The organism is Blastococcus sp. MG754426 (genome assembly GCF_021699055.1).
GTDB lineage: Bacteria > Actinomycetota > Actinomycetes > Mycobacteriales > Geodermatophilaceae > Blastococcus.
This window is the reverse complement of sequence record NZ_SSXC01000003.1, coordinates 125,260-137,077: the sequence shown is the minus strand read 5'-3', so window position 1 is coordinate 137,077 and position 11,818 is coordinate 125,260. Positions and strand designations below refer to the sequence as shown.

The following is an 11,818-nucleotide window of genomic DNA, read 5'->3' as shown; positions in this document are numbered from 1 at the left end:
CACCTGGGTCATCTGGGGAGTTCCTCCTGCGCAGGGCGCCCCCAGCCCCGGGGCGCCCTGCGCAGGAGGAACTCCCCAGATGACCCAGGTGTGGCCCGGAAGCGCCTACCCCCTCGGCGCCACGTACGACGGCACCGGGACCAACTTCGCGATCTACAGCGAGGTGGCCGAGAAGGTCGAGCTGTGCCTCTTCGACGACGAGGGCAACGAGGAGCGGATCCGCCTGCCGGAGATGGACGGCTTCGTCTGGCACGCCTTCCTCCCCGGCGTCCACGCCGGGCAGAAGTACGGCTTCCGCGTCCACGGCCCCTACGCCCCCGAGCAGGGGCTGCGCTGCAACCCCAACAAGCTGCTGCTCGACCCGTACGCGAAGGCGATCGACGGCCAGGTGGCCTGGCACCCCTCGTGCTTCGGCTACGACTTCGAGACCAAGGAGCGCAACGACGAGGACTCGGCCCCGCACATGCCGAAGTCCGTCGTCGTCAACCCGTACTTCGACTGGGGCGTCGACCGCCCGCCGAGGACGCCGTACAACAAGACGATCATCTACGAGGCCCACGTCAAGGGGCTGACGATGACCAACCCGCGGATCCCCGAGGAGCTGCGCGGAACCTACGCCGGCATCGCCCACCCGGCGACGATCGAGCACCTCACCGATCTCGGCGTCACCGCCCTCGAGCTGCTGCCGGTGCACCGGTTCGTGCAGGACGACACCCTCCAGCAGAAGGGCCTGCGCAACTACTGGGGTTACAACACGATCGGCTTCTTCGCGCCGCACGACGAGTACGCCAGCGACACGACGGCGGGCCAGCAGGTGCAGGAGTTCAAGGGGATGGTGCGCGCGCTGCACGAGGCGGGCATCGAGGTCATCCTCGACGTGGTCTACAACCACACCGCCGAGGGGAACCACCTCGGCCCCACCCTGTCGTTCAAGGGCATCGACAACCGGGCGTACTACAAGCTCGTCGAGGGCGACGAGCAGTACTACATGGACTACACCGGCACCGGGAACACGCTCAACGTCCGCACCCCGCAGGCGCTGCAGCTGATCATGGACTCGCTGCGCTACTGGGTCACCGAGATGCACGTCGACGGCTTCCGCTTCGACCTCGCCTCCGCGCTGGCCCGCGAGCTGCACGCGGTGGACCGGCTGGCCACCTTCTTCGACCTCGTCCACCAGGACCCGGTCGTCAGCCAGGTGAAGCTCATCGCCGAGCCCTGGGACGTCGGCGAGGGCGGCTACCAGGTCGGCAACTTCCCGGCGCTGTGGACCGAGTGGAACGGGAAGTACCGCGACACCGTCCGCGACTTCTGGCGCGGCGAGGGCGGCACGATCGGCGAGTTCGCCGACCGCATCTCGGGCTCCTCGGACCTCTACCAGCACTCGGGCCGGCGACCGGTGGCCAGCATCAACTTCGTCACCGCGCACGACGGGTTCACGCTCAACGACCTCGTCTCCTACAACGAGAAGCACAACGAGGCCAACGGCGAGGGCAACAACGACGGCGAGAGCCACAACCGCAGCTGGAACTGCGGCGTCGAGGGGCCCACCGACGACCCGGAGGTCCTGCAGCTGCGCGCCCAGCAGCGGCGCAACTTCATCACCACGATGATGCTCAGCCAGGGCGTGCCGATGCTGCTGCACGGCGACGAGCTGGGCCGGTCGCAGGGCGGCAACAACAACGGCTACTGCCAGGACTCCGAGCTCACCTGGATCGACTGGGAGAACGTGGACGAGGGGCTGCTCGAGTTCACCAAGAAGGTGACCCGCCTGCGGCACGACCACCCGACGTTCCGCCGTCGCCGCTTCTTCCACGGCCGCCCCGTCCGCCGCGGGCTGGGCGACCCGGTGCCCGACATCGCCTGGCTCGCCCCCTCGGGCGAGGAGATGGCCGACGAGGACTGGGACGCCGCCTACGCCAAGTCGCTGGCGGTCTACCTCAACGGCGTCGGGATCCGGGAGACCGACGAGCGCGGCGAGTACGTCTCCGACGACCACTTCTACCTGGCCTTCAACGCCTCCCACGAGCCGATCGAGTTCGCCCTGCCCAGCTCCGACTACTCGCAGAGCTGGACGCCGGTCCTCGACACGGCCGAGATGCACGAGGTGGAACCGGTCGAGATCAAGCCGGGCGAGAAGGTCACCGTGCAGGGCCGCTCGATCGTCGTCCTGACCGGCCCCGCCCAGTGAGCCGGCCCATCCGGGTGCCCGGGGACGAGCGCCGTCGCGGGACCCCCGCGGCGACGTACCGGCTGCAGGTGCACGCCGGCTTCCCGCTGCAGGACGCCGCCGAGGTCGCCGGGTACCTCGCCGACCTCGGCGTCACGCACGCGTACTCGTCCCCGCTGCTGCGATCGGCCGAGGGCAGCAACCACGGGTACGACACCGTGGACCACGCCCACGTCGACGAGGCCCGGGGCGGGCAGGCCGGCTTCGACCGGTTCGTCGCCGCGCTGCACGAGCACGGCCTCGGGCTCGTGCTCGACCTGGTGCCCAACCACATGGGCGTCGACGACCCCGCGGCCGCGCCGTGGTGGTGGGACGTGCTCCAGCACGGGCAGGGCAGCGCCCACGCCGACGCCTTCGACATCGACTGGGACTTCGGCGGCGGCAGGGTGCGCATCCCCGTCCTGGGCTCGGCGGACGACGTCGAGAAGCTGGAGGTGGTCGGTCGGGCGGGTGGGGCTGACGGAGACGGCGAGCTGCGGTACTACGGCAACCGCTTCCCGATCGCGCCCGGCACCGGTGAGGGCACGCCGCAGGAGGTGCACGCCCGGCAGCACTACGAGCTGGTCGACTGGCGCCGCGCCGACTCCGACCTGAACTACCGGCGGTTCTTCGCCATCAACACCCTGGCCGGCCTGCGGGTCGAGGACCCGGCCGTCTTCGACGCCACCCACGAGCTGGTGCTGCGCTTCGTGCGGGACGGCGCCGTCGACGGCCTGCGCATCGACCACCCGGACGGGCTGGCCGACCCGAAGGGCTACCTCGACCGGCTGGCCGAGGCGTCGGAGGGCCGCTGGACCGTCGTCGAGAAGATCCTCGAGCCCGGCGAGGACCTGCCGGCGACCTGGGCGACGGCGGGGACCACCGGCTACGACGCGCTCGCCGAGGTGGACCAGCTGCTGGTCGACCCGGCCGGGGAGCCGGCGCTCACCGCGCTGGACACCGAGCTGGCCGGCCGGCAGGTCGACTACGCCCAGCTGGTGCACGACTGCAAGCGCGAGGTCACCGACGGGATGCTCGGCTCGGAGGTGGCCCGGCTGGTGCGGGTGATCGGCGAGCTGCCCGGCGCCGACCGGACGCAGCAGACCGAGGCGCTGGCCGAGCTCCTGGCCAGCTTCCCGGTCTACCGGAGCTACCTGCCCGACGGCCGCGAGCACCTCGACGGGACGGTGGCGGCGGTGCGCGCACGCCGCCCCGATCTCGCCGCGGCGCTGGACGCCCTGCACCCGGTCCTCTCGCAGGCCGGAACCGAGGCGGCCACCCGCTTCGAGCAGACCAGCGGGCCGGTGATGGCCAAGGGCGTCGAGGACAGCGCGTACTACCGGTGGTCCCGGTTCGTCGCGCTCAACGAGGTCGGCGGCGACCCGGCCCGCTTCGGCAGCACGGTCACCGAGTTCCACGCAGCCCAGCAGCGGCGCCAGCAGGTGCGGCCGGAGTCGATGACCACGCTGTCGACGCACGACACCAAGCGCAGCGAGGACGTCCGCGCCCGGCTGGCCGTGCTCGCCGAGCTGCCCACCGAGTGGGCGCAGCTCGTGCGCGGCTGGCTGACCCGGCACCCGCTGGCCGACCGCCCGCTGGCGCACCTCGTCTGGCAGAACCTGGTGGGCGCCTGGCCGCTGTCCCGCGAGCGCGCGCACGCCTACGCGGAGAAGGCCGCCCGCGAGGCGGGCACCGCGACCACCTGGACCGATCCCGACGAGGCGTTCGAGGCGCAGCTGCACGCGCTGGTCGACGCGGCCTTCGACGACCCCACCACGAGGTCGGAGATCGACGCGTTCGTCACCCGGATCACGCCGCTGGGCTGGTCCAACTCGCTCACCCAGAAGCTGCTGCAGCTGACCATGCCCGGTGTGCCGGACGTCTACCAGGGCACCGAGCTGTGGGACTTCTCGCTGGTCGACCCGGACAACCGCCGCCCCGTGGACTACGCGCTGCGCCGCCGGCTGCTCGCGCAGCTGGACGGCGGCGAGGTGCCGGCGGTGGACGAGACCGGGGCGGCCAAGCTGCTGGTCGTCTCCCGCACCCTGCGCGCCCGCCGCGACCACCCCGGGTGGTTCGCCGGGTACGAGCCGGTGGAGGTCACCGGCTCGGCGGCCGACCACCTGGTGGCCTACGACCGCGGCGGGGTCGTCGCCGTGGGGACCCGGCTGCCGGCGGCGCTGGCCCGGACCGGCTGGGGCGACACCGCCCTGCAGCTGCCCAACGGCGCGTGGGAGGACCTGCTGACCGGCACCCGGGTGGTCTCCGACATCGCAGGGATCGCCGTCGACGCGCTGCTCAGCCGCCTCCCGGTGGCCCTGCTGGTCCGCGCCTGACGTCGGGCGGGATGGCCCGCGCCCGGCCGGCGGTCAGCCGGTCGGGGCGGCGCTCCCCCGCGCGGCCGGGCGCGGGTCCGCCGGTGCGCCGGCAGCGGGGCGCGGGAACGCCGGCAGGGTCCACCGGGAGCCGAGCCACGCGTCGAACGACGGGGGCTCGAACGGCATGACCCCGCCGCCCGGGTAGGGCGTGAGCTCGCCGAACCAGATCTGCCCGCCCGAGCTGTAGAGGTCCACCCGCATGAAGTCGAAGGAACGGCCGAGCACCTCGGCGGCGCGCAGCATCCCGGCGAGGTCCTCCGGCGCCGCCGTCGGCGGTCCGCTCGGCGCGACCACCTGGACGGGCACGGGCTCCCAGCCCGGGGTGAAGAAGGTCCGCGTGTGGTCACCGGTGAACCGGCCGCGGTCGACCTGGATCGCCGCGACCTCGCCGTCGAAGACGAAGAACTTGTAGTCGTCCAGGGGCTCACCCCCGCCGATGGCCTCCTCGACGACGAACAGCTTCCGGGCCTCGCTGTAGGCCCACTCCCCCAGCAGCACGCTCTGGTCGTCGCGCAGCCAGCCCCGGGTGGCGCCCAGCGTCTCGGCGTCCACCACGTCCGCCGCGGCGCCGAAGCGGACCAGGCCGCTGCGGTGGTTGGGCTTGAGCACCCACGCCCGGTCGAACGCCCGCCCGGCCACCGCCGCCAGGTCCGTACCGGCCCACAGCGTCTCGGGTACGGCCACACCGGCCTCGTGCCGGAGCCGGTGCGCGTGCTCCTTCATCGCCAGCTTGTCGCACGTCCAGGCCAGCTCGGGTCGGCGGTCGCGGAGGATGCGCCAGTTGATCTTCTCCGAGAACGTCCGCGGATCGCGGAGGTCCGGCAGGTGCCGGTGCCCGGCCAGGTAGAGGTAGCGCCGCCGCGCGGCCGGCGGGAGCAGGCCGGCGATGCGGCGGTGCGTGGGCTGCAGCACGGAGCGGAGGGCCGAGCTCAGCGGGCTGCGGGGCATGGTGGGGTCCTCCTGCGGGAGCGCCGCGAGGGTGTGGCGGGCCCGGGCGGCCCGCTGTGTCGTCGAGCGTAGGGAGGCGTCGGCCTCCCCGCCTCCCTCGACCGAGGGGCACCAGGACCGGTTGGTCCCCCCGTCAGCGCCGGGACGCCGGCAGCGCCCAGTGCGTGCCGAGCCACGCGTCGAACGCCCGGGGCTCGTAGCGCATGCAGCCGCCGCTCGGGTAGGGGGTCAGCTCGCCGAACCAGACCGCGTCCCCGGTGGTGTACAGGTCGACGCGCATGAAGTCGAAGGAGCGGCCGAGCACCTCCGCGGCGTGCAGCATGGCGGCCAGGTTCGCCGGCGCCTCGACCGGCGGCCCGCTCGGCGCGACGAGCTCGACGGGGATGCGCTCCCACCCGGGCGTGTAGTAGCAGCGCGTCTGCTCGGCGGTGAACCTCCCGCGGTCCACCTGGACCGCGGCCACCTTCCCGTCGAACACCAGGAACTTGTAGTCGTCCAGGGGGTCGCCCCCGCCGATGGCCTCCTCGATGACGAACAGCTTGCGGGCCAGGCTGTAGGCCCACTCCCCCAGCAGGGCGTTCTGGTCGTCCCGCAGCCAGTCCCGCGTCGCGGCGACCGTCGCGCCGTCCACCACGTCCGAGGCCGCCCCGAACCGCACGAGCCCGCTGCGGTGGTTGGGCTTGAGCACCCAGGGCCGGTCGAACCGCCGGCCGGCCACCGCCGCGAGCTCCTCGCCCGACCACAACGTCTCGGGGACGAGCACGCCCGCTTCCTGCCGGAGGCGGTGCGCGTGCTCCTTCATCGCCAGCTTGTCGCACGTCCACGCCAGCTCGGGGCGGCGGTCCCGGAGGATGCGCCAGCTGACTTTCTCGGTGAACGTCTGCGGTGACCTCAGCCGGGGCAGTCGCCCCTGCCCGGCCAGGTAGAGGTAGCGCCGCCGCGCCGCCGCGGGCAGCAGGCCGGCCACCCGGCGGTGCGCGGGCCGCAGGTGCGAGCGCAGCACGCCGTTGAGCCGGCTCCGGGGCATCGTCCGTCCTCCCGCGCAGGGGACGTCCCGCGGCGGCCCGCTGCTGCCGAGGGCACCGGCGTCCCCGTCCTGGACGGAGGCTAACGCCTGGTGGACGGCCGGGCTGTCCCTCGGACGGGCGAGGCGGGTCCACCCCGCGGTGCCCCGGCAGCCGGCCGTCACCCCACGGCGCGGTGCAGCCCGGCCAGCGACTCGGCGAGCAGCGCGCCGTCCCCGTGCTCGGCGGCGTACCGGGCGAGCATCGCGCACAGCCGGACGGCCAGGCAGCGCGCCCGCACCTCCCGCTCACCGGGCACCGGCCCGTAGGCCGCGAGGAGGGCCGCCCGCGCCGCCCCGCGGAAGCCGGCGTAGGCGAGCGAGAGGTCGAGGGCGGGATCGGCGAGGCAGACGTCCCCCCAGTCGATGACACCCGCCGCCGCGCCGCCGTCGTCCACCAGCAGGTGCCGGGCGTGCAGATCGCCGTGGACCAGCACGGGGTCCCCGGTGGGCGCACCGAGCCGCTCCCCCTCGTCGAGCAGGGCGCCGACGGCGCCCGCGGGCACCGGCAGGCCGCCGGCGCCCAGCGCCGCGAGCTGCGCCCGCGTGCCGGCCGCCCGGGCGCCGGGTGTGCCGCGGCCCAGCGGGTCCACCGGCAGCTCCACGCCGGCCAGCAGGTCGAGGGTGCCGGGCGCGTGCAGCGCGGCGAGGAAGGCACCGAGCGCGGCGGCCGCGGGTGGGCGTGCCTCCTCCCCCAGCCCGGCGTGCGCCAGCTCCCGGCCCGGGAGCAGCGGGGCGACGCTGAACGGCCACGGGTCCGCCGGGTCGTCGTCGGTGGCCACCCACCGGGGCGCGGGCACCGGCAGCGGCAGCCGCCCGGTGATCCGCCCGAGCACCGCGAGCTCGCGGCGGAACCCGGGTAGCGCGGTCGCCCGGCGCGGGAAGCGGGCGACCCAGCTCCCGCCGAGCACGTGGACCGTGTTGTCCCAGCCGGCCCCCAGCGGGACCACGGGGAGGGCGCGCAGCTCGGGCACCCGGTCGCCGACGAGCGCGGCGGCCCGGCAGGCGTCGACCGTGCGCTCCGGAGCCCACGGCGGCACGCTCCCCACGGCCCGAGTGTCGCAGGGCACGCCCCGCCCGACCGCGCCGACGGTTCGACGGCCGCCGTCCGGGAAGGACACCGTCCGTCCCCGCCCGACCCCGCCCAGGAGGCCCCGCATGCCCGCACCCGTCGAGTTCGCCGTCTGGGCCCCGCTGCCCGAGCGGGTGCGCGTGCAGGTCGACGGCGCCACGCACGACATGCAGCGGGACGACGCGGGGTGGTGGCGCGCCGAGGTGGAGGCGCGCCCCGACGCCGACTACGGCTTCCTCCTCGGCGACGACGACGGGAAGGCCTACCCGGACCCCCGCTCGCGCCGCCAGCCCGACGGCGTGCACGGACTCTCCCGCCGCTTCGACCCCGCGGCGCACGCGTGGGGCGACGGCGCCTGGACCGGCCGGCCGCTCGCCGGGGGTGTGGTCTACGAGCTGCACGTGGGCACCTTCACGCCCGAGGGCACGCTGGACGCGGCGATCGGCAGGCTCGACCACCTGGTCGACCTCGGCGTCGACTTCGTCGAGCTCCTGCCGGTCAACGGCTTCGACGGCACCCGCAACTGGGGCTACGACGGCGTCCTCTGGTACACGGTCCAGGAGACCTACGGCGGCCCGGCGGCCTACCAGCGGTTCGTCGACGCCTGCCACCAGCGGGGGCTCGGCGTCATCCAGGACGTCGTCTACAACCACCTGGGCCCGTCGGGCAACTACCTGCCGCTGTTCATGCCGATCTTCAGCGAGGGCGGCGCGAACACCTGGGGCGAGTCGGTCAACCTGTCGGGGCCGGACTCCGACGAGGTGCGCCGCTACATCCTCGACAACGCCCTGATGTGGCTGCGCGACATGCACGTCGACGGGCTGCGCCTGGACGCCGTGCACGCGCTGGTCGACGAGCGGGCCACCCACCTGCTGGAGGAGCTGGCCGAGGAGGTCGACCGGCTCTCCGCCGCCGTCGGCCGGCCGCTCACCCTGATCGCCGAGAGCGACCTCAACGACCCGCGGATGGTCACGCCGCGGATCGCCGGTGGCACCGGCATCCACGCTCAGTGGAGCGACGACTTCCACCACGCGCTGCACGCCACGCTGACCGGCGAGGGCCAGGGCTACTACCGCGACTTCGCCGACGCCGGGCTGGGCGGGCTGGCGAAGACGCTCACCGGCGCCTTCTTCCACGACGGCGCGTGGTCGAGCTTCCGCCGCCGGCACCACGGCCGGCCGGTGGACACCGCGCACCTGCCCGGCTGGAAGTTCCTCGGCTACCTGCAGGACCACGACCAGATCGGCAACCGCGCCGTCGGCGACCGGATCTCGGCGTCCCTCTCCCCCGGCCTGCTGGGTGTCGGCGCGACCCTGGTGCTCACCAGCCCGTTCACCCCCATGCTCTTCATGGGCGAGGAGTGGGGCGCCGCCACGCCGTGGCAGTTCTTCACCAGCCACACCGACCCGGAGATCGGGCGGGCGACGGCGGAGGGCCGCAAGGGCGAGTTCGCCGAGCACGGGTGGGACGCCGACGAGGTGCCCGACCCGCAGGACCCGGAGACCTTCCGCCGTTCCAAGCTGGACTGGGCCGAGCCGGGGAAGGAGCCGCACGCCGGGCTGCTGGCCGTGCACCGGGCCCTGCTGGCGCTGCGCCGGCAGCACCCGGAGCTGGCCGACCCCGACCTGCGCGCGGTCGAGGTGAGCTGGGACGACGAGGACCGCACCGTCACGGTGCACCGCGGGTCGCTGCGGGTCGTGGCCAACCTGGCCGGCCAGCCGCGCGAGGTCGACCTGGACCGGGCGGCGACCGCCGTGGTGTTCTCCACCGGTGACGCGCCCCGGCTCGACGGCACGACCGTGACCCTCCCCGCCGAGAGCGCCGCCGTGCTGGCCACCCGCTGACGTGCGCCGCCTGCTCCCCGACCCGGCCCCGCTCGACGACGACGCGCTGGTCGAGGCCTACCGGCTGCCGCCCGGTCGCTCGCTGCGGGTGAACTTCATCGCCTCGCCGGACGGTGCGACCACCGTCGGCGGGAAGAGCGAGGGACTGGGCTCCCCCGGCGACCGGCGGGTGTTCCGGGTGCTGCGCGCGCTGGCCGACGTCGTCCTCGTCGGGCACGGCACGGCGTCGGCCGAGGGCTACCGGCCGGTGCTGCCGGGCTCCGCCGTCGGCCGGCTGCGGGAGTCGATCGGCCGGCCGCCGACGGCGCCGGTCGCGGTGGTCACCCGGCGGGCGTCGCTGGACCCGGCCTCGGCGCTGGTCACCGGCGCCGTCTCCCCCACCCTCGTCGTCACCTGCGCCGCCGCCGCCCCCGACCGCCGCGCGGCGCTCGCCGCCGCCGGCGCGGAGGTGCTCGTCTGCGGCGACGACGACGTCGAGCTGCCCGCCGCGCTGTCCGCCCTGGCCGACCGCGGGCTCGCGCAGGTCACCTGCGAGGGCGGGCCGCAACTGCTGCGCAGCGCGCTGGCCGCCGGCGTCGTCGACGAGCTGGACCTGTCCGTCGCCCCGGCGCTGGTCGGCGGGGAGACGCGGCTGCTGGACGCCGCGCTGCCCGCCCCGGTCCGGCTGGAGCTCCGGCAGCTGCTGGAGGAGGACGGCATGCTGTTCGCCCGCTACGCGGTGGAGCCGGCGGGGCGTCAGCCTTCCTCGTCCGCGGGCGGTCGGTAGCCGGTCCCCCGAGCTCTGCCAGGGTCTCGTCCACCGTGAGCGGAACCGCCGTCTCCGGGTTCGCCACCGAGCCGCCGCTGCCGATCGCCAGCACGACGGACGCCATCGCGACGTCGTCAGGCGCCTCCCAGAGGTTGACCCCGTCGTGCGAGCCGAACGCGTACCAGAACCCGTGCAGGTTCCCGCCCACCGGCTCGATGTGGGCCCGCGCGGCCACCCGGCGGCCCTCGGGACCGGCGATCAGCCTCTTCCAGGTCTCCGGCGGGTGGCTGAACCTGGTCAGGTACATGGGCATCCGCGCCTCCCGGGGGCCGTCCCCCGCCCCGGGGACGCCGGAACCTCCTGCGCACTCCGTCGAGGCCCCCGTGCGCCCCTCGGCTGATTGACTGACCGGCATGGACCTCCCGCTGCTGCCGCCGGTGAAGCCGATGCTCGCGAAGGCCGCCACCAAGGTGCCCACCGGCGACGAGTGGTTCTACGAGCCCAAGTGGGACGGCTTCCGGTGCATCGTCTTCCGCGACGGCGACGAGGTCGAGCTCGGCAGCCGCAACGAGCGCCCGCTCACCCGGTACTTCCCCGAGGTCGTCGCCGCGGTGAAGGCCAACCTGCCCGAGCGGTGCGTCGTCGACGGCGAGATCGTCGTGCCGCGGGACGACCGGCTGCACTTCGAGGCGCTGCTGCAGCGCATCCACCCGGCCGAGTCCCGCATCAACCTCCTCGCCGAGCAGACCCCGGCGTCCTTCGTCGCCTTCGACCTGCTCGCGCTCGGGGACGAGTCGCTGCTGGAGACGCCGTTCGCGCAGCGCCGGGCCCGGCTCGAGGCCGCCCTGGCCGGGGCCCGCCCGCCGGTGCACCTGACCGGCGTCACGCGGGACGCCGCCACCGCCGAGCGCTGGTTCGAGACCTTCGAGGGCGCCGGCCTCGACGGCGTCGTCGCCAAGTCCGCCGACCTGCCCTACGGCCCGGACCAGCGGCTGATGACCAAGGTCAAGCACGTGCGGACGGCGGACTGCGTCGTCGCCGGTTTCCGCTGGCACAAGAGCGGGCCGGTCGTCGGCTCCCTGCTGCTCGGCCTGTACGACGGCGAGGAGCTGCAGCACATCGGCGTCGCGGCGTCCTTCCCGATGGCCCGCCGGGCCGAGCTGGTCGAGGAGCTCGCGCCCTACCGGGCCGAGGCGCTCGACGGTCACCCGTGGCAGGACTGGGCCGACGCGCAGGTGCAGGCCGACGGCGAGCAGCGGATGCCCGGCGCGGTCAGCCGGTGGAACGCCAAGAAGGACCTCTCGTGGGTGCCGCTGCGCCCCGAGCTCGTCGTCGAGATCAAGTACGACCAGCTCGAGGGGCGTCGACTTCGTCACACCGGCCACTTCCTCCGCTGGCGCCCCGACCGGGACCCCCGCAGCTGCACGTACGACCAGCTCGACGTGCCGGTCCGCTACGACCTGGCCGAGGTGCTGGGGTAGCGGAGGACCTCCACCGGTGGCCCTCCTGCGGGGCGCCGTCGCGGGCTTCGCGGGCGGTCGGGGGCGGCCGGGTCC

Annotated in this window: 8 protein-coding genes and 1 pseudogene; 5 read left to right on the top strand and 4 right to left on the bottom strand. The window is 74.5% G+C overall.

The features are described from left to right. Positions 1 to 79: 79 nt before the first annotated feature. Together glgX and treY are read left to right on the top strand one after the other, a co-directional pair. Positions 80 to 2,191, top strand: a complete 2,112-nt coding sequence (glgX, locus tag E9549_RS03045) for a glycogen debranching protein GlgX (RefSeq protein ID WP_236825117.1) — start codon at positions 80 to 82, stop codon at positions 2,189 to 2,191. Then, positions 2,188 to 4,545, top strand: a complete 2,358-nt coding sequence (gene treY / locus E9549_RS03040; protein WP_236825115.1) for a malto-oligosyltrehalose synthase — start codon at positions 2,188 to 2,190, stop codon at positions 4,543 to 4,545. Before glgX ends, treY begins: the two co-directional genes overlap by 4 nt. Before the next feature lie 33 nt (positions 4,546 to 4,578). Here the strand turns inward: treY and E9549_RS03035 are convergent, their stop codons facing one another. The 3 genes from E9549_RS03035 to E9549_RS03025 all read right to left on the bottom strand — a co-directional run bounded on the left by E9549_RS03035 (position 4,579) and on the right by E9549_RS03025 (position 7,647). Next, positions 4,579 to 5,535, bottom strand: a complete 957-nt coding sequence (locus tag E9549_RS03035) for an ATP-grasp fold amidoligase family protein (RefSeq protein ID WP_236825114.1) — start codon at positions 5,533 to 5,535, stop codon at positions 4,579 to 4,581. Between the two features lie 133 nt (positions 5,536 to 5,668). Continuing rightward, complete coding sequence (locus tag E9549_RS03030; RefSeq protein WP_236825113.1) at positions 5,669 to 6,562, bottom strand: ATP-grasp fold amidoligase family protein; 894 nt, start codon at positions 6,560 to 6,562, stop codon at positions 5,669 to 5,671. A gap of 158 nt (positions 6,563 to 6,720) precedes the next feature. Further along, on the bottom strand, positions 6,721 to 7,647 hold the full coding sequence (locus E9549_RS03025; RefSeq protein ID WP_236825112.1) for a phosphotransferase: 927 nt from the start codon (positions 7,645 to 7,647) through the stop codon (positions 6,721 to 6,723). Between the two features lie 109 nt (positions 7,648 to 7,756). Between E9549_RS03025 and treZ the strand changes: the two genes are divergently transcribed. After that, complete coding sequence (gene treZ, locus E9549_RS03020; RefSeq protein ID WP_236825110.1) at positions 7,757 to 9,514, top strand: malto-oligosyltrehalose trehalohydrolase; 1,758 nt, start codon at positions 7,757 to 7,759, stop codon at positions 9,512 to 9,514. A gap of 1 nt (position 9,515) precedes the next feature. Continuing rightward, positions 9,516 to 10,280 (top strand): dihydrofolate reductase family protein, encoded by a 765-nt coding sequence (locus tag E9549_RS03015; RefSeq protein ID WP_236825108.1) that lies wholly within the window; start codon positions 9,516 to 9,518, stop codon positions 10,278 to 10,280. 82 nt (positions 10,281 to 10,362) lie between these two features. Here E9549_RS03015 and E9549_RS03010 read toward each other — a convergent pair. Beyond that, a pseudogene (locus tag E9549_RS03010) lies at positions 10,363 to 10,569 on the bottom strand (GYD domain-containing protein); the annotation flags it as partial. 106 nt (positions 10,570 to 10,675) lie between these two features. Here E9549_RS03010 and E9549_RS03005 point away from each other — a divergent pair. Further along, positions 10,676 to 11,743, top strand: a complete 1,068-nt coding sequence (locus E9549_RS03005; RefSeq protein WP_236825107.1) for an ATP-dependent DNA ligase — start codon at positions 10,676 to 10,678, stop codon at positions 11,741 to 11,743. The last annotated feature ends 75 nt before the right edge of the window (positions 11,744 to 11,818 follow it).

Excerpts from the sequence above, each read along its gene's own strand:
- E9549_RS03005 (WP_236825107.1), top strand. The coding sequence starts at position 10,676 with ATGGACCTCCCGCTGCTGCCGCCGGTGAAGCCGATGCTCGCGAAGGCC.
- glgX (WP_236825117.1), top strand. The coding sequence starts at position 80 with ATGACCCAGGTGTGGCCCGGAAGCGCCTACCCCCTCGGCGCCACGTAC.
- E9549_RS03030 (WP_236825113.1), bottom strand. The coding sequence starts at position 6,562 with ATGCCCCGGAGCCGGCTCAACGGCGTGCTGCGCTCGCACCTGCGGCCC.
- E9549_RS03035 (WP_236825114.1), bottom strand. The coding sequence starts at position 5,535 with ATGCCCCGCAGCCCGCTGAGCTCGGCCCTCCGCTCCGTGCTGCAGCCC.
- treZ (WP_236825110.1), top strand. The coding sequence starts at position 7,757 with ATGCCCGCACCCGTCGAGTTCGCCGTCTGGGCCCCGCTGCCCGAGCGG.